Annotated in this window: 20 protein-coding genes; 9 read left to right on the top strand and 11 right to left on the bottom strand. The window is 59.7% G+C overall.

Annotated elements, in window-relative coordinates; all coding sequences use genetic code 11:
- Positions 1-26: 26 nt before the first annotated feature.
- On the top strand, positions 27-1,961 hold the full coding sequence (locus OC445_RS06840) for a BCCT family transporter (protein ID WP_262020030.1): 1,935 nt from the start codon (positions 27-29) through the stop codon (positions 1,959-1,961).
- A 168-nt stretch (positions 1,962-2,129) separates the two neighbouring features.
- On the opposite strand, the gene choV is transcribed toward OC445_RS06840, so the two are convergent.
- The 3 genes from choV to OC445_RS06855 all read right to left on the bottom strand — a co-directional run bounded on the left by choV (position 2,130) and on the right by OC445_RS06855 (position 5,167).
- Positions 2,130-3,308: a choline ABC transporter ATP-binding protein gene (gene choV / locus OC445_RS06845; RefSeq protein WP_054922367.1), complete on the bottom strand. Its 1,179-nt coding sequence runs from the start codon at positions 3,306-3,308 to the stop codon at positions 2,130-2,132.
- Entirely contained in the window at positions 3,305-4,150 is an 846-nt protein-coding gene (choW, locus tag OC445_RS06850; protein WP_003194913.1) for a choline ABC transporter permease subunit, read from the bottom strand. Before choW ends, choV begins: the two co-directional genes overlap by 4 nt.
- Positions 4,151-4,219: 69 nt before the next feature.
- Positions 4,220-5,167, bottom strand: a complete 948-nt coding sequence (locus OC445_RS06855) for a choline ABC transporter substrate-binding protein (RefSeq protein ID WP_034128893.1) — start codon at positions 5,165-5,167, stop codon at positions 4,220-4,222.
- A 416-nt stretch (positions 5,168-5,583) separates the two neighbouring features.
- Here OC445_RS06855 and OC445_RS06860 point away from each other — a divergent pair, with 416 nt between their 5' ends.
- On the top strand, positions 5,584-6,960 hold the full coding sequence (locus OC445_RS06860; RefSeq protein ID WP_014720257.1) for an L-serine ammonia-lyase: 1,377 nt from the start codon (positions 5,584-5,586) through the stop codon (positions 6,958-6,960).
- A 525-nt stretch (positions 6,961-7,485) separates the two neighbouring features.
- Entirely contained in the window at positions 7,486-8,589 is a 1,104-nt protein-coding gene (locus OC445_RS06865) for a GlxA family transcriptional regulator (RefSeq protein WP_034128892.1), read from the top strand.
- Between the two features lie 88 nt (positions 8,590-8,677).
- Here the strand turns inward: OC445_RS06865 and OC445_RS06870 are convergent, their stop codons facing one another.
- From OC445_RS06870 to OC445_RS06890, 5 genes are all read right to left on the bottom strand, one after another.
- Positions 8,678-8,941: a hypothetical protein gene (locus OC445_RS06870; protein WP_034128891.1), complete on the bottom strand. Its 264-nt coding sequence runs from the start codon at positions 8,939-8,941 to the stop codon at positions 8,678-8,680.
- 225 nt (positions 8,942-9,166) lie between these two features.
- Positions 9,167-9,658 (bottom strand): thioesterase family protein, encoded by a 492-nt coding sequence (locus OC445_RS06875; protein WP_060763976.1) that lies wholly within the window; start codon positions 9,656-9,658, stop codon positions 9,167-9,169.
- Between the two features lie 101 nt (positions 9,659-9,759).
- Entirely contained in the window at positions 9,760-10,725 is a 966-nt protein-coding gene (locus OC445_RS06880; RefSeq protein WP_198790993.1) for an L-carnitine dehydrogenase, read from the bottom strand.
- A 142-nt stretch (positions 10,726-10,867) separates the two neighbouring features.
- Positions 10,868-11,755 carry a 3-keto-5-aminohexanoate cleavage protein gene (locus OC445_RS06885; RefSeq protein ID WP_034128888.1) on the bottom strand — a complete coding sequence of 296 codons (888 nt, stop codon included), beginning with the start codon at positions 11,753-11,755 and terminating at the stop codon, positions 10,868-10,870.
- A gap of 86 nt (positions 11,756-11,841) precedes the next feature.
- Positions 11,842-12,786 carry a choline ABC transporter substrate-binding protein gene (locus OC445_RS06890; protein ID WP_057976525.1) on the bottom strand — a complete coding sequence of 315 codons (945 nt, stop codon included), beginning with the start codon at positions 12,784-12,786 and terminating at the stop codon, positions 11,842-11,844.
- 194 nt (positions 12,787-12,980) lie between these two features.
- Between OC445_RS06890 and OC445_RS06895 the strand changes: the two genes are divergently transcribed.
- The 3 genes from OC445_RS06895 to OC445_RS06905 all read left to right on the top strand — a co-directional run bounded on the left by OC445_RS06895 (position 12,981) and on the right by OC445_RS06905 (position 15,796).
- Positions 12,981-13,925, top strand: coding sequence for a GlxA family transcriptional regulator (locus tag OC445_RS06895; protein ID WP_054898194.1), 945 nt, complete (start codon positions 12,981-12,983; stop codon positions 13,923-13,925).
- Between the two features lie 68 nt (positions 13,926-13,993).
- The gene (locus tag OC445_RS06900) at positions 13,994-15,178 is read left to right on the top strand and encodes an ATP-binding protein (protein WP_054898195.1); all 1,185 of its coding nucleotides are present in this window, start codon (positions 13,994-13,996) and stop codon (positions 15,176-15,178) included.
- 189 nt (positions 15,179-15,367) lie between these two features.
- Positions 15,368-15,796, top strand: a complete 429-nt coding sequence (locus tag OC445_RS06905) for a hypothetical protein (protein WP_054898196.1) — start codon at positions 15,368-15,370, stop codon at positions 15,794-15,796.
- 7 nt (positions 15,797-15,803) lie between these two features.
- Here OC445_RS06905 and OC445_RS06910 read toward each other — a convergent pair whose 3' ends face one another.
- The 3 genes from OC445_RS06910 to OC445_RS06920 form a co-directional block, all read right to left on the bottom strand.
- Positions 15,804-16,220 (bottom strand): DUF3010 family protein, encoded by a 417-nt coding sequence (locus OC445_RS06910; protein ID WP_054898197.1) that lies wholly within the window; start codon positions 16,218-16,220, stop codon positions 15,804-15,806.
- On the bottom strand, positions 16,217-16,858 hold the full coding sequence (locus OC445_RS06915; RefSeq protein WP_054898198.1) for a hypothetical protein: 642 nt from the start codon (positions 16,856-16,858) through the stop codon (positions 16,217-16,219). The genes OC445_RS06910 and OC445_RS06915 overlap by 4 nt, the downstream gene beginning before the upstream one ends.
- A gap of 74 nt (positions 16,859-16,932) precedes the next feature.
- Positions 16,933-17,334, bottom strand: coding sequence for a lysozyme inhibitor LprI family protein (locus OC445_RS06920; protein WP_014720247.1), 402 nt, complete (start codon positions 17,332-17,334; stop codon positions 16,933-16,935).
- A 218-nt stretch (positions 17,335-17,552) separates the two neighbouring features.
- Between OC445_RS06920 and OC445_RS06925 the strand changes: the two genes are divergently transcribed.
- From OC445_RS06925 to dgcA, 3 genes are all read left to right on the top strand, one after another.
- On the top strand, positions 17,553-18,530 hold the full coding sequence (locus tag OC445_RS06925; protein WP_032879065.1) for a dipeptidase: 978 nt from the start codon (positions 17,553-17,555) through the stop codon (positions 18,528-18,530).
- Positions 18,531-18,608: 78 nt separating this feature from the next.
- Entirely contained in the window at positions 18,609-19,139 is a 531-nt protein-coding gene (locus tag OC445_RS06930) for a DUF5943 domain-containing protein (protein ID WP_008033249.1), read from the top strand.
- A 15-nt stretch (positions 19,140-19,154) separates the two neighbouring features.
- Positions 19,155-21,215 (top strand): dimethylglycine demethylation protein DgcA, encoded by a 2,061-nt coding sequence (gene dgcA / locus OC445_RS06935; RefSeq protein WP_003194876.1) that lies wholly within the window; start codon positions 19,155-19,157, stop codon positions 21,213-21,215.
- Positions 21,216-21,256: the final 41 nt, after the last annotated feature.

A 21,256-nucleotide genomic window follows, 5' to 3' on the forward strand; every position in this document is an offset into this window, starting at 1 on the left:
CGGAAAAGGTCCGGGTCAACGGTTGGGTGTTCTACACCTCCACCGCGCTGATTTTATTGTTGACCGCCATTCTGATCGTCGCCCCGCAGGAGGCCGGGCGCATGCTCGGCGTAGCCCAGGCCTGGCTGTCGAAAAGCTTTGGCTGGTACTACATGGTGGTCATCGCCGCCTACCTGGTGTTTGTGGTCGGCCTGGCGTTTTCGTCCTATGGGAAACTTAAGCTGGGTGCGAAGGACGATACCCCAGACTTCAGCTACGGCGCCTGGGCCGGCATGTTGTTCTCGTCGGGTATCGGCATCTCGCTGTTGTATTTCGGTGCGTCCGAGCCGTTGGACCATTACTTCAACCCGCCCGAAGGCGCTGCCGCCAGCAATGGCGCGGCACGCCAGGCGCTGCAGCTGACCTTCCTGCACTGGGGCCTGCACGGCTGGGCGATCTATGCGCTGGTCGGCCTGGCCGTGGCGTACTTTGCGTACCGCCACAACCAACCGCTGGCACTGCGTTCGGCGCTGTACCCGCTGGTGGGCGAGCGTTGGGTGAAGGGCGCGGCTGGCCATGCGGTAGACGGTTTCGGCATGTTTGTGACCCTGCTGGGCCTGGTGACCAACCTGGGGATCGGCTCGATGCAAGTGTCGTCGGGGCTGGAAAACCTGTTCGGCATGGAGCACAGCAATACCAATTTGCTGATCGTGATCATCGTGATGAGCACCGTGGCGACCATTGCCGCCGTGTCGGGTGTGGAAAACGGTATTCGCCGCCTGTCCAACCTCAACATCGTGCTGTTCAGCGGTTTGCTGATCTTCGTGCTGCTGTTCGGCCCCACCTTGCACCTGCTCAATGGCCTGGTGCAGAACACCGGTGATTACCTCAACGGTATCGTGCTGAAAACCTTCGACCTGTATGTGTACGAAGGCGACGGTGCCAAGACCGAACGCTGGATGGGCCTGTGGACTCTGTTCTACTGGGCCTGGTGGATTTCCTGGGCGCCATTTGTGGGCATGTTCATCGCGCGTATTTCCCGTGGTCGCACCGTGCGCGAACTGGTGGCTGGCGTATTGCTGATCCCGCTGGGCTTTACCCTGGCGTGGCTGTCGATCTTCGGCAACTCGGCCCTGGACCTGGTGTTGAACCATGGGGCGGTGGAGTTGGGCAAGACGGCGCTGGAGCAACCGTCCATGGCCATCTACCAGCTGCTTGAGCATTACCCAGCGTCGAAAGTGGTGATCGGCGTGTCGATCTTCGTGGGCTTCGTGCTGTTCCTGACGCCTGCGGATTCCGGCGCGGTGATGATGGCCAACCTTTCCTGCAAAGGCGGCAATGTGGATGAAGATGCGCCGCACTGGTTGCGTATCTTCTGGTCGGCGGTGATCACCCTGGTGACCATCGGCCTGCTGTTTGCCGGCAACTTCGAAGCCATGCAAACCATGGTGGTGCTGGCGGGGCTGCCGTTCTCTGTGGTGCTGGTGTTCTTTATGTTCGGTTTGCACAAGGCCATGCGCCAGGACGTGGCCACCGAACAGGAGCAAGCGCAATTGGCTGAACGCGGGCGTCGTGGTTTCAGCGAGCGCTTGACGGCGCTGGACCTGCAACCGAGCCAGGCCACCGTGCAGCGCTTTATGGACAAGCACGTAACGCCGGCGTTGGAAGAAGCCGCGAGTGCGTTGCGTGATCAGGGCCTGGAAGTGCAGACCCTGCTGGGCAAATCCAAGCGCTGCATCGGCGTGCGGATCGAGATGGACGAGGGCAACTCGTTTGTCTACGAAGTGAGCCTGGATGGCTACTCGGCGGCACCGGCTGACCTGCCTGAAGAAGAGCGCACCCGTTACTACCGTGCCGAGGTGTACCTGCACAACGGGCCGCAGGAGTATGACCTGATGGGCTTCACCCAGGAGCAGATCACCCGGGATGTGCTCGATCAGTTTGAAAGCCATCGGCAGCTCCTTGGCCGGGTCTATAGCTGATAATTGAAGCCTGGTGGTGTCTTCCCTGACATGATCGTTCCCACGCTCTGCGTGGGAACACCGCCATGGACGCTCCGCGTCCCGCTCTTGAAGTCGTGACGCGGAGCGTCACAGGGTGCATTCCCACGCAGAGCGTGGGAACGATCCAGTAGGTTTTGCAGGGTTGCCTTAACCCAGGTTTTTGCCCAGCAGGGCGTGGTAGAGCTCACTGTCTCCCAAAATCCCCACCACCTTGTTGTTGTCGTGCAGCACCAGCTTGTTGCCTGTCTGGTAGCGAATCTGCAGTGCATCGCGCATGCCGATGTTCGAGTCCACCAACGTCGGTACGCGGCCCAAGCCTTCCACGGCTTGCCCTGGCGCCCAGTTCTGCAGGTTCATCGTCACGCCATTCTGGCGTGCGCCCTGGATGGTGTTGCCTTCAGCCAGGTCCAGCCAAGAGTCGCCACCCGGATCAAGGCATACCGAACCATTCACACGCGTGCAGTTATCCAGGGTGCGCATCAGGCTGCGCCCGCACAGCACGTTCAACGGGTTGGTATGGGCGACGAAGGTGCGCACATAGTCGTCCGCCGGGTTCAGCACGATCTCTTCCGGCACGCTGTACTGGATGATCTTGCCGTCTTTCATGATCGCGATACGGCTGCCGAGCTTGAGTGCTTCATCCAGGTCGTGGCTGACGAACACGATGGTCTTGCTCAATTTGCGTTGCAGTTCCAGTAGCTCATCTTGCAAGCCTTGGCGGATCAGCGGGTCGAGGGCCGAGAAGGGTTCGTCCATCAGCAGGATATCGGCGTCCATCGCCAGGGCGCGAGCCAGGCCGACGCGCTGCTGCATACCGCCGGACAACTCGTCGGGCTTCTTGTTGCGCCATTGGCTCAGGCCCACCAGTTCGAGTTTCTCGTCCACCAGTGTGCGTCGTTCTTTCTCTGGGCGGCCCTGCATCTCCAGGCCGAAGCTGATGTTCTCGCGCACCGTCAGCCATGGCATCAGGGCGAACTTCTGGAACACCATGGCGATGCGTTTGGTGCGCATCATTTTCAGCTCGGCGGGGGTGCAGGAGGCGATGTCGATCTGACGCCCTTCATGCTCCACAAACAGCTGGCCACGGCTGACGGTATTGAGGCCGTTGATGCAGCGCAGCAAGCTGGATTTGCCTGAGCCCGAGAGGCCCATCAGCACACAGATCTCGCCTTTCTCGATATCCAGGCTGGCGTTCTCGACGCCGACGATCTGCCCGGTCTTCTTCAGGATTTCGTTACGGCTCATGCCCTGGTCCAGCAGCTTGAGCGCTTCGCGTGGGTCTTTGGAAAAGATCACGTCGACTTTGTCGAATCGGATAATGCTCATGCATCACCCCCTACTTTAGCGTCGGGTTGTTTGCAGATACGGTCGAGCATGATGGCGAGCAACACAATGGCCAGGCCCGCTTCAAAGCCCAGCGCAATATCGGCAGTGTTGAGTGCGTTGACCACTGGCTTGCCGAGGCCGTCGGCGCCTACCAGGGCGGCGATCACCACCATCGACAGCGACAGCATGATGCATTGGGTAATGCCGGCGGCGATGCTCGGCATGGCGTGGGGCAGTTCAATGCGTGAGAGCAACTGGCGGCGCGAGCAGCCAAAGGCCTTGCCGGCGTCCATCAGCTCTTGCGGCACATCGCGGATACCCAGGTAGGTCAGGCGGATCGGCGCGGCAATCGCGAACACCACCGTGGAAATCAGCCCAGGCACCACACCCAGCCCGAAGAGGGTCAGGGTAGGGATGAGGTAGACGAAGGTCGGCACGGTCTGCATCAGATCGAGTACCGGCCGCATCATGGTGTAGAACATCGGCTTATGCGCGGCAACAATGCCCAGCGGCACACCGATGACCACGCAGACCAGGGTGGCGAACAGCACCTGCGCGAGGGTTTCCATGGTTTCCTGCCAGTACCCCAGGTTGAGGATCAGCAGGAAGGAGGCGATGACAAAAACAGTCAGTCCCCATTTACGTTGAATAAAGTGAGCCAGCAGCGCAATCAGACCGATCAATGCCAGTGGATTGAACCAGGTCAGCGCAAACGTCACGCCGTGGATCATCGTTTCCAGTGTCGATGCGATTGCGTCGAAGTAGTTGGCACCGTGTTGGGTCAACCAGTCGACGAAGGCAGCGATGTACTGGCCTAGTGGGATTTTCTGTTCAGTCAGCATGGTAGTGAATGTCCACATGCGAAGGGGAAAACATCCCAGGCCAGCGCACCGGCCTGGGGTCAGCGGGTGCTATTTGGCGAGGTAAGCTTTAACGGCATCGAGCCCTGGTTTGCCATCAACGGTGGTGACACCGGCGAGCCAGGTGTCGAGCACTTGCGGGTTCTTCTGCAGCCAGGCCTTGGCGGCAGCATCGGCCTTCATCTTGTCGTCCAGGACGTTACCCATCAGGGTGCTTTCCATGTCGAGCGTGAACACCAGGTTTTTCAGCAACTGACCAACGTTGCTGCATTCCTGGGTGTAGCCTTTGCGGGTGTTGGTGTAGATGGTGGCCTGGCCGTAGTTGGGGCCGAACGAGTCGTCACCGCCGGTCAGGTACTTCATCTTGAAGCGAGTGTTCATCGGGTGCGGTTCCCAGCCGAGGAACACGATGGCCTGGTTGCGCTTGGAGGCGCGTTCGACCTGGGAGAGCATGCCGGCTTCGCTGGATTCGACCACCTTGAAACCGGCGGTTTTCAGGCCGAAGGCATCTTTGTCGATCAGCGTCTGGATGGTGCGATTGCCATCGTTGCCCGGCTCGATGCCGTAGATCTTGCCGCCCAGCTCATCCTTGAATTTGGCGATGTCGGCGAAGTCTTTCAGGCCCTTCTCATACAGCGCCTCTGGGACCGCCAGGGTGTACTTGGCGTTCTCCAGGTTGGCGCGCACGGTTTCCACGGTGCCGGCATCACGGTACTGCTTGATGTCGTTTTCCATGGTCGGCATCCAGTTGCCGAGGAAGATATCCATGTTCTTGCCGTCGGCCAGGGACTTGTAAGTCACAGGTACCGAAATCATCGTGGTGCGCGGCTTGTAGCCCAGGCCCTTGAGGATCTCGCTGGTGGTCGCGGTGGTGACGGTGATGTCGGTCCAGCCGACATCGGAGAAGTTGACGGTCTTGCACTGTTCCGGTTCTGCGGCGTGTGCCACGACTGGCAGACTCAGCATGGCGGCCAACAACAACGAGGGTGAACCTTTCATGTGGGTAGACTCCTGTGTCTTTTCTGGCGGCATTCGCCGCGCTTTATAAGTGTTGCGGTTGGAGCGTGCGACAACAGCTCTGGCGCGGTGCCTTGCAAACGAGTCGAGACTGATCATGTACCAGTGAAAATCTGACGCCTACAGGGGGCGTCGTATCCAGTACAGGGAGGGTCGCATCCAGTACCGATGACGTCGCTTACAGGTTTTTCCGAAGGTAAAACTGCTGTTTTTACCCTTCTGCACCGCAAAAAACGGCCAAAACTGGCGTTCGCACGCGAGCGCCGCTGGTGAGCATGAGTGCGTCGGTGTGAGACGCCGTGATGACGAATAAAAGCTTGATGATGCCGCCATCTGGGCGATCTGAGCGTAGCACCTCGTTCAAGCCCGGCCCGTGCTTATCGAGGAGTTCCACGTTAATGGCTATCAGCGTTTTCGACCTGTTCAAGATCGGCATCGGGCCTTCGAGTTCCCACACCGTGGGGCCCATGCGCGCCGCGGCGTTGTTCGTTCAAGGGTTGCGTGAGCGTGGGTGGCTGGAACAGGTGCAGCGTGTCGAAGTGCAACTGTACGGCTCGTTGTCGGCCACCGGCATCGGCCACGGCAGCGACACCGCCACCATCATGGGCCTGATGGGCGAGTGGCCAGACGCAATCGACCCCACGCAAATCGGCGCCCGTATCCACACCCTGCGCGAAACCGACACGCTGCTGCTGGACGGGCGTTTGCCGGTGCCCTTTGTGTGGGCGCGGGATATGCGCCTGCTCGATGAGAACCTGCCGTTCCATCCCAATGCCATGACCCTGGTGGTGTTTGGCGAAAACGGCGAGTTGCACCGCGACACCTATTACTCGGTGGGCGGCGGTTTTGTGGTGGATGAAGCTCAGGCCCAAAGCGGTGTGGCGGACATGGACCGCACCGAGCTGCCTTATGACTTTTCCAGTGCCGTGGAGCTGTTGCAGTTGTGCAAGACCCACAACCTGCGCGTTGCCGAACTGATGCTGGCGAATGAAAAAACCTGGCGCAGCGAAGAAGAAATCCGCAGCGGCCTGATGAAGCTCTGGCGCGCCATGCAAGATTGCGTGGAGCAGGGCCTCAAGCACGAAGGCATCCTGCCCGGCGGCTTGAACGTGCGCCGTCGCGCTGCCAAGTTGCACCGCAGCTTGCAGGAGCTGAACAAGCCCAATGTGATCGGCTCGACCTTGAGCGCCATGGAATGGGTCAACCTGTTCGCCCTGGCGGTCAACGAAGAAAACGCCGCCGGTGGGCGCATGGTCACGGCGCCCACCAACGGCGCGGCGGGAATCATCCCGGCGGTGTTGCACTACTTCATGAAGTTCAGTGAAGAAGTCACCGAAGCCAACGTGGTCGACTACCTGTTGGGCGCGGCGGCGGTGGGCATCCTGTGTAAAAAGAACGCCTCGATCTCCGGTGCCGAAGTCGGTTGCCAGGGCGAGGTCGGTTCCGCGTGTGCCATGGCCGCAGCCGGGCTGGCGGAGATCCTTGGTGCCACGCCGGAGCAACTGTGCAACGCTGCCGAAATCGGCTTGGAACACAACCTCGGCCTGACCTGCGACCCGGTGGGCGGCCTGGTGCAAGTGCCGTGTATCGAGCGCAATGCAATTGCGGCGGTGAAGGCGATCAACGCGGCGCAAATGGCGTTGCGGGGCGATGGCCAGCACTTCATCTCGTTGGACCGGGTGATCCGCACCATGCGTGATACCGGGGCCGATATGCATGACAAGTACAAAGAGACATCACGCGGTGGGTTGGCGGTGAGTGCGGTTGAATGTTGAGTCAGTGACATGATCGTTCCCACGCTCCGCGTGGGAATGCCGCCCCGGACGCTCCGCCCATGGGTGACGCAGAGCGTCACAGGATGCATGCCCACGCAGAGCGTGGGAACGAGCTGAACAGAGGAGCATCATTGCTCACAAAGTGAACACCCCAGCCAAAATCGCCACCTTTTAGCGCGTCGCAAATAGATAAGTAGCTTCCGAACGAATTCCTACACGATCACACGCCTGATGTGCTTTGGGTGACAGACTCCTCCTACGCCCGCAAAGCGCCTTCCCACAAGTGCTACCGATCTGCTCACCCCCCTTGAACCCCGCCCGTTATGCGTCATATCCCGCACTTCACGCGTGGGCTCATATAGACGCATAAACAGGTCGTTTTCAGGAGTTCTTGAATAGCCATTCAATTTTAGGCATGGCATTTGCTCTATCAATTACAAAGCCTCTCCTTTTCAGGACGAGCGCAATAACAAGAGCCTCGCCTGAGGCCGCCACCCGCTTTGTGTGATGTGAGGAGATACCGCGATGACGTCGACCAACTCCGGGGCCCAACCCCAGAACCGTGCGCCTCAATCCATCGGCTTTTTGCTGCTGGACAATTTCACGCTGATTTCCCTGGCGTCAGCCGTGGAGCCACTGCGCATGGCCAACCAGCTGTCCGGCCGCGAGCTGTATCGCTGGACAACCCTGAGTGTCGACGGCAACCAGGTGTGGGCCAGCGATGGCCTGCAAATCACACCCGATGCCTCCATGCACAAAGCACCCGTGCTGGACACGGTCATCGTGTGCGGCGGCGTGGGTATCCAGCGCACCGTCACCCGTGAACATGTGTCGTGGCTGCAAAGCCAGGCACGCCAGTCTCGTCGCCTCGGCGCAGTGTGCACCGGCAGCTGGGCCCTGGCCTGCGCCGGCTTGCTCGACGGCTTTGATTGCAGCGTGCACTGGGAATGCCTGGCGTCGATGCAGGAAGCCTTCCCGCGGGTGGCCATGAGCACGCGCCTGTTCACCCTCGACCGCAACCGCTTCACCAGCTCCGGTGGTACCGCGCCCCTGGACATGATGTTGCACCTGATCAGCCGCGACCACGGCCGTGAATTGTCGGCCGCCATCTCCGAGATGTTCGTGTACGAACGCATCCGCAACGAACAGGATCACCAGCGTGTGCCGCTCAAGCACATGCTTGGCACCAACCAGCCGAAGCTGCAGGAAATCGTCGCGCTGATGGAGGCCAACCTCGAAGAGCCAATCGACCTGGACGAACTGGCGGTGTATGTCGCCGTGTCGCGCCGGCAGTTGGAGCGGCTGTTCCAGAAATACCTGCACTGCTCGCCGTCGCGCTACTACCTCAAGCTGCGCCTGATTCGTGCGCGGCAGTTGCTCAAGCAAACGCCGATGTCGATCATCGAAGTCGCCTCGGTGTGCGGGTTTGTGTCTACGCCGCACTTTTCCAAGTGCTACCGAGAATATTTCGGCATTCCGCCACGGGATGAACGTGTCGGCTCCAACACCACCCAGCAAGTGGCGATGATGCCGATTCCGCAGGCGTTGGTGTTGTCACCGTTGTCGGGGCCGATGTCGGCGTTGAGCCAGGCCAGGAACGAGTCGACGTTTGCCAGTGTAAGGCTCTAAACCGAGTCGTCTGCATCGCAGGCAAGCCAGCTCCCACCTTGGAATGCGTTCTCCTGTGGGCGCTGGCTTGCCTGCGATAGCGGTATTTTCAGGCGCCGGAGTTCTGTTTGAATTGCATCAGCGCCGGCAACAACTGCTTGTCGATCGCCTGGCGCACGGCCGGCAAAATGGTCGCCTTGCCGGTGTACATTTGCTCCACCATTCCCTTGAGCGCCTTGGCCCGCGCTTCGCTCAAACCGCGCACTGCACATTCACACGCCTGCTCGGCGCTGGCGCCGCTGGACACTTCAAAACCCAGTGAGCGCAGTTGGCTCAGCAGGTCATCCTGATCAATCAAATCCGCGTGCATCATGACGTTTATCCTGGTGTAGGGAACAGGGATTGACCTGGATTCTGGTAGGCCCTTGCTGGGTGGGCAAGAGCAGAATCGAGCGATGGCTTGGATGGCTATGAACAGGTCGTTTTCGGGTCACTTGGCAATACGGTTAATAGGCACACTGAACCCAGGCACGCAGCTTGACGGTTTGGTCACCCTCCAGATGCACAGCTCACACAAGGCCCCTCTGCCCCGATCCAGTCACGGCTGGCTCGGGGCTTTTTTTGCCGGTAAACCGATGACACGGCCAAGCAGGGCAGGCCTTGGCAGCTCGGCCTGGGCAGCGCTGATCGCCGCAAGCCGTTGCAGCGTGGCCTCGGTGAACAGCGTGGCCTGCGGCCCGGCCAGGTCGACGTGCAACAGCATCTGTTCATTGCCGGCCAGTTCCTTGTCGTCTCCCACCCGGTGCAGGCTGTGATAAAGGTGCAGGCGCTTGGCGTCATAGGCGATCAGTTGGGTATGCACCTCAACCTCGGCCCCGAGCTTCACCTCATGCAGGTAGTTCAGGTGCAGCTCCAGGGTGAACAGCGAGTGGCCACTGGCTTCGCGGTTTTCGCCGTCCAGCCCCAGGGTGTCCATCAGCGCATCGGTGGCGTAGCTGAAGATCAGCAGATAGAACGCGTCACGCAGATGGCCGTTGTAGTCGACCCAGTCGGGCAGGATTTTGGTGGTGTAGGTGGTCAGTGCGGGCATGGCATGAATCCAATTCAGTGTGCGGTCAAATGTGCTGGCCGGTCTGCGATAGCAATGGTGAGGCCAACACCGCCATCGCAGGCAAGCCAGCTCCCACAGGGTTATTCGGCGAAGTTCATGCCGTGCTTGGCCTTGGTTGTTTTTACGGCTTCCAGCACCGCCAGCAGGCAGTCATCACGATAGCGCTCCAGCGCCGAGATGCTGTGGTTACCCAACTGCTCAGCGGTGCCATCGACCACATCATCAATCAGCTTTTCAGTCAATTCAGGCGCCGGTAGATAAGTCCACGGCAGCTGCAACGCCGGGCCGAACTGTGCCATGAAGTGGCGCATGCCGGCGTCGCCGCCCGCCAGTGTGTAAGTGAGGAAAGTGCCCATGAACGACCAGCGCAACCCGGCACCAAAACGAATGGCGTCGTCGATTTCGCCGGTGGTCGCCACCCCGTCATTGACCAGGTGCAGCGCCTCACGCCACAGCGCTTCCAGTAGGCGGTCGGCAATAAACCCCGGCACTTCCTTGCGCACATGCAAAGGGCGCATGCCGAGGGATTCATACACCTTGATCGCTGCCTGGATCGCCTCTGGCGCGGTGTTTTTGCCGCCCACCACTTCTACCAGTGGCAACAGGTAGACGGGGTTGAAGGGGTGGCCGACCACGCACCGTTCCGGGTGGGTAGAGCTTTCATAGAATTCGCTGGGCAATAGCCCTGAGGTGCTGGAGCCGATCAATGCGTTCGGCTTGGCCGCGGCGCTGATCTGGCGGTGCAATTGCAGCTTCAGCTCCAGGCGTTCTGGGGCGCTTTCCTGGATGAAGTCGGCGTCTTTTACGCAGTCTTCGATGGTAGTGACAAAGCGCAGGCGGTCCTGGGAGGCACCTGCCGCCAGGCCCTGTTGTTCAAGGGCGGGCCAGGCGTTGGCGACGCGTTTGCGCAAGGCCGCCTCGGCACCGGGCGCGGGGTCCCAGGCCACCACATCCAGACCATGGGCAAGGGCACGGGACACCCAGCCGCTGCCGATGACACCGCTGCCCAACGCAGCAAAGGTTTTGATTTCGGTGATAAAGCGCATGGCATATTCCTAAAGTGTTCGATGATCCGTTGTGGGAGCCGGGCTTGCCCGCGATGGCGGCATTGCAGGCTACAAAGATGTGGCAGATTTACTGGCCTCATCGCGGGCAAGCCCGGCTCCCACAGGAGTGGTGGTGTCTGTGTTAGCCGCGTTGGGTCAGGCCCATCTTGATGCGGCCTTCGGCTGGGGTCAGGACCCTCGCGCCTAACCGGCTGAGAATTTCACTGGCGCGCTCCACCAACTGCCCATTGGTGGCGAGCACGCCTTTGTCCAGCCACAGGTTGTCTTCCAGGCCCACCCGTACGTTGCCGCCCAGCAGCACCGCCTGCGCGGCCATTGGCATTTGCATGCGGCCAATGCCGAAGCCGGCCCACACCGCGTCGGCGGGCAGGTTATCGACCATGGCTTTCATGGTGGTGGTGTCGGCCGGTGCCCCCCAGGGAATGCCCAGGCACAGTTGGAACAGCGGGTTATCCAGCAGCCCTTCCTTGATCATCTGCTTGGCGAACCACAGGTGGCCGGTGTCGAAAATTTCCAGCTCGGCCTTTACGCCCAGTTCCTGGATACGTTTGGCGCCGGCACGCAGCTGCGCCGGGGTGGACACGTAAATGGTGTCGCCATCGCCGAAGTTCAGCGTGCCGCAGTCCAGGGTGCAGATTTCCGGCAGCAGTTCTTCGACGTGGGCCAGGCGGGTCAGCGGGCCCACCAGGTCGGTATTGGGCCCGAACTCCATGGGATTCTCGCCGCCACCGATCTCCAGGTCGCCACCCATGCCGGCGGTGAGGTTGACGATGATGTCGATGTCGGCCTCGCGGATGCGCTCCATCACTTCGCGGTACAGCGCAACGTCGCGACTGAACTTGCCGGTCTCGGGGTCGCGTACGTGGCAATGCACGACCGTGGCGCCGGCCTTGGCGGCTTCCACGGCAGCGGCGGCGATTTGCTTGGGAGTGACCGGCACGTGGGGGCTTCTGGCGGTCGTGTCGCCAGCACCGGTGAGTGCGCAGGTGATGATGACGTCGTGGTTCATGGGGCGGTTCCTTACAGGCGGGTGATTTCAAGGCGCAGGGCGCCGTTCGCAACCTTCAGGGGTTGCGAAGCGGTGATCTGGATGGGTTATTTCGTGGTCAATTGCAGGTTGGCGGCAGCCGGTTTGCCGTCGAAGGTGGTCACACCCTCCAGCCAGCGCGCCTGGTCTTGCGGGTGATCCTTGAGCCACTGCTTGGCGGATTCGATGGCATCCTTGTGGTCCAGCAGCGGTTGCATCATGCGGCTCTCGTCGGCGGCGGTGAACGTCAGGTTGGTCAGCAGCTTATGCACGTTGGGGCACTGCTCGGCGTAGGCCGGCGCGGTCACGGTCCACACGGTGGCCATGCCTTCGTTCGGGCCCAGGGCGCCTTCGCTGCCGGTGAGGTAAGTCATCGCCACATTGACGTTCATCGGGTGCGGTGCCCAACCAAAGAACACCACGGCTTCCTTGCGGCGCACGGCACGGTCTACGGCCGCCAACATGCCGGCTTCGCTGGACTCCACCAACTGGAACTTGCCCAGGCCGAACTGGTTTTTGGCGATCATCGCCTTGATCTGCGTATTGGCCCCCGAGCCCGGCTCGATGCCATAAATCTTGCCGCCCAGCTCTTTTTCGAACCTGGCGATGTCAGCAAAGGTTTTCAGGCCCTTGTCGGCCAGATAAGTCGGCACCGCCAGGGTGGCGCGGGCGTCTTCCAGGCTGGGTTTTTCGAGGACCTTGACTTGCTTGGCGTCGACGAACGGCGTGATGGTCTGGGTCATCAGCGGGTTCCAGTAACCCAGAAACAGGTCCAGGCGCTGGTCGCGGATGCCGGCAAAGATGATTTGCTGCGAGGCGCTGGTTTGTTTGGTCTTGTAGCCGAGGCCATCGAGCAGCACCTGGGCCATGGCGCTGGTGGCGATGACGTCGGTCCAGTTGACCACGCCCATGCGTACGTTCTGGCATGAAGCGGCATCCGCTGCCAGGGCGTTAGTGCTCAAAATGGCGCTGGCGCTGAGTGCAAGTACGCAGCGGCTGATCAGTCGGTTCATGGGTGGAGCCCTCGGCAGTCGTTATTGTGGGTGCCGGCGTCTTTGTGCGCCGTGGGATCACGTTACGCAGCTTGGCGCCCCGCAAAGCGCACGGCGGCGACCCACTCTTGCACTGCAGCGACCTGGGCTCTTGAATGGCCGGTTGAACTGGCGTATCACAGTGAGCACGCTGCCCGTATGACGAGAGCGCCACCATGTCCCAGGATGTCTATTTCTTGCTGATGCCGGGGTTCTCGGCCCTCGGTTTTATCTCCGCGCTGGAACCGTTACGCGTGGCCAATCGCTTTCGCGGCGAGCTGTACCGCTGGCACATCTTGAGTGCCGATGGCGGCGCGGTACTGGCGAGCAACGGCATGTCGGTCAACGCCGATGCCGCGCTGGAACCGTTGAAAAAAGGCGCGACCTTACTGGTGGTGGCCGGCTTCGAACCCCTGCAGTTCGCCACGCCCGCCCTGGAGCATTGGCTGCGCCGCCTCGACCATGAGGGTGTGACCCTCGGTGCCATCGACACCGGCGCCTGCGTGCTGGCCGAGGCGGGCCTGCTTGACGGCCACCGCCTGACCTTGCACTGGGAAGCCATCGACGCCTTCAAGGAGGCCTATCCGCACCTGAGCGTGACCCAGGAACTGTTCGAAATCGACCGGCGCCGCATCACCTGCGCCGGCGGCACCGCGTCCATCGACTTGATGCTCGATCTCATCGCCCAGGCCCACGGCCCGGAACTGGCGATCCAGGTTTCCGAGCAATTCGTACTCGGCCGCATCCGCCCGCGCAAGGACCACCAGCGCATGCAGATCGCCACGCGCTACGGCATCAATAACAAGAAACTGGTGCACGTGATCGGCGAAATGGAACAGCACACCGAACCGCCCCTGAGCACCTTGGCCCTGGCCGAAACGATCAAGGTCACCCGGCGCCAACTGGAGCGGCTGTTTCGCCTGCACCTGAACGATACGCCGAGCAATTTCTACCTGGGCCTGCGCCTGGAAAAAGCCCGCAAACTGCTGCGCCAGAGCGACATGAGCGTACTGGAAGTGAGTATTGCGTGCGGGTTTGAGTCACCGTCGTATTTCACCAGGAGCTATCGCGCAAGGTTTGCCAAATGCCCGCGGGAGGATCGGCGGCGGGAGGTGGTTTGACGGACAATTATAGTCAATTATACTCTTTACTATAATTTATAGTCATTCCCATAATTGAGTATAAAACCATGTCCAAGCACAGCGGCTTTGTGTTTCGCCGCCCCACCCTGGCAAGCAGTATTGCCGATGGCCTGGTGGGGGCCGGTATTCAGGATTTCACCTCCGGCCTGTTTCTCGCGGCGCCCCGACGCACGGGCAAAAGCACTTTTTTGCGCGAAGACCTGATTCCGGAATGTCAGCTGCGGGGCTGGCTGGCGGTGTATGTCGACCTGTGGGCCGACAAGGAAAAAGACCCCGCCGAGCTGATCGCAGGTGCCATTGCGGGGGCGTTGGTGCCGTTTGAAAAGGGCATTCGCAAACTGGCAAAGAGCATTGGCATCGAGAAACTAAGCTTTCTGCGTACGCTTTCCTGGGACTTTACCAAGCCACAATTGCCGGTCGGTGCGACGCTGACCCAAGCGTTGGAATTGCTCCATAGGGCTGCAGAAAAACCCGTTGTACTGGTGATTGACGAAGCACAGCACGCATTAACCACCGAGTCAGGTATCAATGCGATGTTCGCGTTGAAGGCTGCCCGGGATCAGCTCAACCAAGGCCGTGACGAGGAGGGCAGCGGTTTGCGCCTGGTGTTTACCGGCTCCAATCGCGACAAACTCGCCCATTTGGTATTGGGTAAAAGCCAGCCATTCTTCGGTTCCAGCATCACGCCGTTTCCGCTGCTGGGCAAAGCGTTCACCCAGGCCTACACCGTGCACCTCAACGCGCACCTGGCCAAGAACAACCAATTCAACGCGGCTGACATTGATGAGGCGTTTGAGCTGGTAGGTCGGCGTCCCGAGATGTTGCGCACGATCATCGGTGAAGTCGCATTGGAGCTGGGCGAGGCGAGCAATCTTGGCCAACTGCTGCACAGTCGCGCAGAACTGCTGCGCGCGGGTGTATGGACCGAGTTCGAAAGCGCCTGGAACGCCCTGACCATCCCGCAGCGTGCGGTGTTGCAGGTGATGGTGGTGCGTTCGCAAAGCAATGAGCCATTTGCGCCGTTTACCGACAGCACGATTACCGCAGTCAGCAAGGCATTGGAGGTTATGCGCAGCGATGTGGTGCCCGGGACCCAGACCATTCAGGCCTGTATCGATGCCCTGCGCGACAAGGAATTGGTATGGAAGTCGAGCCGGGGAGGGTATGCCCTGGAAGACAAGTCGTTCGGGGATTGGCTGCTGTACAAAACCCGCATACCGACTAACGAGTGAAACCCGATGTAGCGCAGTTTATAAGGGAATCATGGAAGGTGTAGGAAGTTTCTTTTTTTTCATCGCTAACGGAGACTTATAGCCAAGGACTGCTAACGTCCTATGGGTCTTAGAAGTGGCTCTTGACCAAATGCTTTTGAAATGAAGCACGCAGGCCAGGAAGTCACTACTTAACCAGAAGAGGTTGGCATGCTTAGAAAACTAGTTACTGTCATCGCGTTAGCGACCACCCCGGCGTGGGCAGCCCAGGCGTCTGCACCTTTCACCGGAGCCGACTACAGCGGACGCTATGAATGTACCGGCCAGGATAAACATATAGGCAGCTATAAGGGTGTTGTTGATATGGCACTCGACGCCAAGCAAAGTACTGGCAAGTACGCCGCCTACACCTTCACCTTGACCTTGGAAGACAAGTCCCGTTATGACGGAATGGCCGCCGGGACTTCGGACGCGCTGGGCGTTTATTTTGCTCACACCGACCCTGTCTTGAAAGACTTCGGCGTGGGGGTCGCACAAATGACGTCAACCCCGGAGGGCAAAGTGTCTTTCGTTAAGTACTACTACACGCCTGAATACGAAGGCGGTGGTCACGGCTTGGAACACTGCGTCAAAAGCTGATGGGTAATTACTTTTTCATCAGGGTTGAGCAGGCTGTTTTATAAGCTTCATGCTGATACTTGTTCAACGTCGTCGGCAGATCAAAGCTGTGCTTCTTGTTTTGCGCATTGATGGTCTGCGGCGACAGCAGCGTCACCTCCACCCCATCCAGCAACTGAAACACCCCTTCGATCTTGAACGTCGTCGGGCCACCGGCGAACTCGCCTTTTTTACTGCGTTTCTTGATGGCAATGCGCGTGATGCCGTTGGCTTGAACGAACGCCTTCACCTGGGCGGCGAAAGCTTTTACGTTGGCCGCTTCGTCGTCATCGTCGAGGGCGATTTTCTTGGTGGCCAGGGCGACGTGGGTCAGCGTCTGGTTGTCCAGGGAGGCGACGGCGATGATGGCTTCGCTGCCTTTGATTTCGATGCCGCAGATGGTCATGAGCGGGTCCTTTGCGAGGGAGAGGCTTCAGGAAAGGGCTTATTGAAATGCAATTCAAAGAGCTGCTCTATTGTCTTGCTCATTGGTTGAAGTTGGGAAATTTCTATCTTAAGTTTCAATAAGCTTGCTTCTTTGATTTTAATATCTAGCTCATTCAGTACTTCGCCGGGCTTTTGTATTTTCTGAAACCAGCGGCTAAAACCTATCACCGTGCACAGTGACGTGAGCGTCGCGTACAGACCGATGAAAATATAAAACTCTTTTTCGTGGACGAGCAGATAGTCCATGAACGTGTCGAGGTTATCTTTCTCTCGTTCTTTGTATGTAGAAAGTTTTCTTTCTTGTATAGCGAGGCTGTTCTTCAGGAAGGTGACGTCGTTGTTGAATGACTCCGGCAGATCTGCGATTTTATGCAGCTCCGGTGTGCCTTTCTCAAGTGCTTCAATGCGTTTAGTGAAGTCGTTTACCATTTGCTCCGTTTGCGAATGGTGGCTTTCCTCGCGTGTTTCTTTTTGGAATCTGTAGTCCAGATAAGAAAAAATAGACACCAGTGTCAGCGCACCTGCAATTAGCCATAAACCAAATACAGCAAGCAACTTATAAATATTGTCGGTGGGTGGGGATGGAAGCCATTGCATGCCGAAAATTCCTTAAATCAGCGTCAGGTAGCGAAAAGCGACAGTGGGACGCTTCTATTGTAGGAATATAGTTACTATTCTTGGCCAATCGACTCCAGAAACTCCGACCGCTCATCACTCATGCGCGCCAGGCAGTCGTTGTGCGCAATCGCATAGGCCTTGGTGCCGGTCACTGCCGGGAAGGTGTCCACTGCACAATCGGCGTCGCGCAGTTTTTCCCACTTCTGCTGCGCATCCTTCAGACGGGCGGTAATGTCCGCCAGTTTGGTCTTGTCGCTGCCGTAGGTCGAACCCATGCGCTCCAGCAACCCCTGATAGTTATCTTTGAGCAATTGCTCGGCGGTGGTCTTGTTGTAGGTGGCGCATTCCAAGGTTTGCTGGTCGTTCTCGATACCGTCGCACGGCGTGCTGTCGGTGTCTTCGGCCGCGTGGGCGGTGGTTGCGATGAGTGCCAAAGCCAGGAAAATCGATTTCATTGCGCCGTCTCATATCACGTGATGCGCAATTCTGGCTCAAGCGTAAGACAAAGAACAGCCGACCGTGGGGCCTGTCTTCGCAGGCTTTGTCGCGGATTGACGCTTTCGGCAATTCCCCTGTCGTTTTTGCACCCGGCTCCGTCGGTCCCTGGGCATATGCTGGCCCCAAAGCGCCGGCAGACGATTCGGCGCATGAATCGCCAATAAGGGGACGCCTGATGAGCCCAGCCGAGTTGCACGCCGACAGCATCGTTATCGACGGTCTGATTATTGCCAAGTGGAACCGCGACCTGTTCGAAGACATGCGCAAAGGTGGCCTCACCGCCGCCAACTGCACGGTGTCGGTGTGGGAAGGCTTCCAGGCCACGATCAATAACATTGTCGCCAGCCAGACCCTGATCCGTGAGAACAGCGACCTGGTGATCCCGGTGAAAACCACCGCCGACATCCGCCGCGCCAAGGAGCAGGGCAAGACCGGCATCATCTTCGGCTTCCAGAATGCCCATGCCTTTGAGGACCAGCTCGGCTATGTCGAGATCTTCAAGCAGCTCGGCGTGGGGGTGGTGCAGATGTGCTACAACACCCAGAACCTGGTGGGCACCGGCTGCTACGAGCGTGATGGCGGCCTGTCGGGTTTCGGGCGTGAGATCGTCGCCGAGATGAACCGCGTCGGCATTATGTGCGACCTGTCCCACGTGGGCTCCAAGACCAGCGAAGAGGTCATCCTCGAATCGAAAAAGCCGGTGTGCTACTCCCACTGCCTACCGTCCGGGCTTAAAGAGCACCCGCGCAACAAGTCCGATGAAGAGCTGAAGTTCATCGCCGACCATGGCGGTTTTGTCGGCGTGACCATGTTCGCGCCGTTCCTGGCCAAGGGCATCGACTCGACTATCGACGACTACGCCGAAGCCATCGAATACACCATGAACATCGTCGGCGAAGACGCCATCGGCATCGGCACCGACTTCACCCAGGGCCATGGTCAGGATTTCTTCGAAATGCTCACCCATGACAAGGGCTACGCCCGCCGCCTGACCAGCTTCGGCAAGATCATCAACCCGCTGGGCATCCGCACCGTGGGTGAGTTCCCCAACCTCACCGAGACCCTGCTCAAGCGCGGCCACAGCGAGCGTGTGGTGCGCAAGATCATGGGCGAGAACTGGGTCAACGTGCTCAAGGACGTCTGGGGCGAATAAGCCACTGCTCGCTTAATCCTTCACCCGCCGCCATCCGCGTGGCGGGCATCAAAACGAATTTTCTGGAGTTAAGTTTCCATGGCCAAGATCGCCCCGCAATTGCCAATTGAAGTCGACAGCGAAACCGGTGTCTGGACCTCCGACGCCCTGCCGATGCTGTACGTGCCGCGTCATTTCTTCGTCAACAACCACATGGGTATCGAAGAAGTACTGGGGGCCGACGCCTACGCCGAGATCCTCTACAAGGCCGGCTACAAATCCGCCTGGCACTGGTGTGAAAAAGAAGCTGAATGCCACGGCCTGGAAGGCGTCGCGGTGTTCGAGCACTACATGAAGCGCCTGTCGCAACGCGGCTGGGGCCTGTTCAAGATCCAGGACATCGACCTCGATAAAGGCACCGCCAGCGTCAAGCTTGAGCATTCAGCTTTTGTGTATGTCTACGGCAAGGTCGGACGCAAAGTGGACTACATGTTCACCGGCTGGTTTGCCGGCGCCATGGACCAGATCCTTCAAGCGCGTGGCAGCAAGATCCGCACTGTGGCCGAACAAGTCTACGGAGGCTCCGAAGAGGGCCACGATGATGGTTTGTTCACCGTCAAACCGTTGTAAGCCGAGGACCGTGCCATGGCTTTCGAAGCAATGTTCCAGCCGATCCAGATCGGCAAACTGACCATCCGCAACCGGGTGCTCAGCACTGCGCATGCCGAGGTGTATGCCACCGATGGCGGCATGACCACCGACCGCTATGTGAAGTACTACGAAGAGAAAGCCAAGGGCGGTATTGGCCTGGCGATCTGCGGTGGCTCCTCCGTGGTGGCCATCGACAGCCCGCAGGAATGGTGGGCGTCGGTGAACCTGTCCACCGACCGCATCATCCCGCACTTCCAGAATCTGGCCGATGCCATGCACAAGCATGGCGCCAAGATCATGATCCAGATTACCCACATGGGCCGGCGCTCGCGTTGGGACGGCTTCAACTGGCCGACCCTGATGTCGCCGTCCGGCGTGCGTGAGCCGGTGCACCGTGCCACCTGCAAGACCATCGAGCCAGAAGAAATCTGGCGTGTGATCGGCAACTACGCCCAGGCTGCGCGTCGGGCCAAGGCCGGTGGCCTGGACGGGGTGGAATTGTCGGCCGTGCACCAGCACATGATCGACCAGTTCTGGAGCCCGCGGGTCAACAAGCGTACCGACGAGTGGGGCGGCAGCTTCGAGGGCCGCATGAAGTTCGGCCTGGAAGTGTTGAAGGCCGTGCGTGCCGAAGTGGGGGATGACTTCTGTGTGGGCATGCGCCTGTGCGGTGACGAGTTCCACCCGGACGGCTTGTCCCACGAGGACATGAAGCAAATCGCCAAGTACTACGATGACACCGGCATGCTCGATTTCATCGGCGTGGTGGGCTCGGGTTGCGACACCCACAACACCCTGGCCAACGTCATCCCGAACATGAGCTACCCGCCGGAGCCGTTCCTGCACCTGGCGGCCGGCATCAAGGAAGTGGTCAAGGTTCCGGTGCTGCACGCGCAGAACATCAAGGACCCGAACCAGGCCACGCGTATTCTGGAAGGCGGCTATGTGGACATGGTCGGCATGACCCGTGCGCACATCGCCGACCCGCATCTGATCGCCAAGATAAAGATGGGCCAGATCGACCAGATCAAGCAGTGCGTGGGCGCCAACTACTGCATCGACCGCCAGTACCAGGGCCTGGATGTGTTGTGCATCCAGAACGCTGCGACCTCCCGTGAATACATGGGCGTGCCGCACATCATCGAGAAGTCCACCGGGCCCAAGCGCAAGGTGGTTGTAGTGGGGGCCGGCCCGGCCGGGATGGAAGCCGCGCGCGTGGCGGCTGAACGTGGCCACGACGTGACGCTGTTCGAGAAAAAGGAGTTTATCGGCGGGCAAATCACCACGGCATCGAAAGCGCCGCAGCGTGACCAGATCGCCGGTATCACCCGTTGGTATCAACTGGAGCTGGCGCGTTTGAAAGTCGACCTGCGCCTGGGTGTTGCAGCCGATGCCGAGACCATCCTGGACGTGCGTCCGGACGTGGTGGTGCTGGCGGTGGGCGGGCACCCGTTCATCGAGCAGAACGAACACTGGGGCGCCGCCGAAGGCTTGGTAGTGAGCAGTTGGGACGTGCTCGACGGCAAGGTGCTGCCTGGCAAGAACGTGCTGGTGTACGACACCATCTGTGAATTCACCGGGATGTCGGTGGCCGACTTCCTGGCCGACAAAGGCAGCCAGGTGGAGATCGTCACCGACGACATCAAGCCAGGCGTGGCAATCGGCGGTACGTCGTTCCCCACGTACTACCGCAGCATGTACCCCAAGGAAGTGATCATGACCGGCGACATGATGCTGGAAAAGGTCTACCGCGAGGGCGACAAGCTGGTGGCCGTGCTGGAGAACGAATACACCGGCGCCAAAGAGGAGCGGGTGGTCGACCAGGTCGTGGTGGAGAACGGCGTGCGTCCGGACGAGGCCATTTACTACGGGCTCAAGGAAGGTTCGCGCAACAAGGGCCAGATCGACGTTGAAGCGCTGTTTGCGATCAAGCCGCAGCCATGCCTGAGCGAGGCGGGCGAGGGGTACTTGCTGTTCCGCATTGGTGACTGTGTGGCCCAGCGCAATACCCACGCCGCCATCTATGACGCCCTGCGCTTGTGCAAGGATTTCTGACGCACCTGATCGTTCCCACGCTCTGCGTGGGAATGCCGCCC

Source organism: Pseudomonas sp. Pse35 (genome assembly GCF_024519715.1).
In the GTDB taxonomy this organism is placed as follows: domain Bacteria; phylum Pseudomonadota; class Gammaproteobacteria; order Pseudomonadales; family Pseudomonadaceae; genus Aquipseudomonas; species Aquipseudomonas paracarnis.

Coding starts and splice junctions, on each gene's coding strand:
- choV (WP_054922367.1), bottom strand. CDS start 3,308: ATGAGCATTATCCGATTCGACAAAGTCGACGTGATCTTTTCCAAAGAC.
- choW (WP_003194913.1), bottom strand. CDS start 4,150: ATGCTGACTGAACAGAAAATCCCACTAGGCCAGTACATCGCTGCCTTC.
- OC445_RS06855 (WP_034128893.1), bottom strand. CDS start 5,167: ATGAAAGGTTCACCCTCGTTGTTGTTGGCCGCCATGCTGAGTCTGCCA.
- OC445_RS06860 (WP_014720257.1), top strand. CDS start 5,584: ATGGCTATCAGCGTTTTCGACCTGTTCAAGATCGGCATCGGGCCTTCG.
- OC445_RS06865 (WP_034128892.1), top strand. CDS start 7,486: ATGACGTCGACCAACTCCGGGGCCCAACCCCAGAACCGTGCGCCTCAA.
- OC445_RS06870 (WP_034128891.1), bottom strand. CDS start 8,941: ATGATGCACGCGGATTTGATTGATCAGGATGACCTGCTGAGCCAACTG.
- OC445_RS06875 (WP_060763976.1), bottom strand. CDS start 9,658: ATGCCCGCACTGACCACCTACACCACCAAAATCCTGCCCGACTGGGTC.
- OC445_RS06880 (WP_198790993.1), bottom strand. CDS start 10,725: ATGCGCTTTATCACCGAAATCAAAACCTTTGCTGCGTTGGGCAGCGGT.
- OC445_RS06885 (WP_034128888.1), bottom strand. CDS start 11,755: ATGAACCACGACGTCATCATCACCTGCGCACTCACCGGTGCTGGCGAC.
- OC445_RS06890 (WP_057976525.1), bottom strand. CDS start 12,786: ATGAACCGACTGATCAGCCGCTGCGTACTTGCACTCAGCGCCAGCGCC.
- OC445_RS06895 (WP_054898194.1), top strand. CDS start 12,981: ATGTCCCAGGATGTCTATTTCTTGCTGATGCCGGGGTTCTCGGCCCTC.
- OC445_RS06900 (WP_054898195.1), top strand. CDS start 13,994: ATGTCCAAGCACAGCGGCTTTGTGTTTCGCCGCCCCACCCTGGCAAGC.
- OC445_RS06905 (WP_054898196.1), top strand. CDS start 15,368: ATGCTTAGAAAACTAGTTACTGTCATCGCGTTAGCGACCACCCCGGCG.
- OC445_RS06910 (WP_054898197.1), bottom strand. CDS start 16,220: ATGACCATCTGCGGCATCGAAATCAAAGGCAGCGAAGCCATCATCGCC.
- OC445_RS06915 (WP_054898198.1), bottom strand. CDS start 16,858: ATGCAATGGCTTCCATCCCCACCCACCGACAATATTTATAAGTTGCTT.
- OC445_RS06920 (WP_014720247.1), bottom strand. CDS start 17,334: ATGAAATCGATTTTCCTGGCTTTGGCACTCATCGCAACCACCGCCCAC.
- OC445_RS06925 (WP_032879065.1), top strand. CDS start 17,553: ATGAGCCCAGCCGAGTTGCACGCCGACAGCATCGTTATCGACGGTCTG.
- OC445_RS06930 (WP_008033249.1), top strand. CDS start 18,609: ATGGCCAAGATCGCCCCGCAATTGCCAATTGAAGTCGACAGCGAAACC.
- dgcA (WP_003194876.1), top strand. CDS start 19,155: ATGGCTTTCGAAGCAATGTTCCAGCCGATCCAGATCGGCAAACTGACC.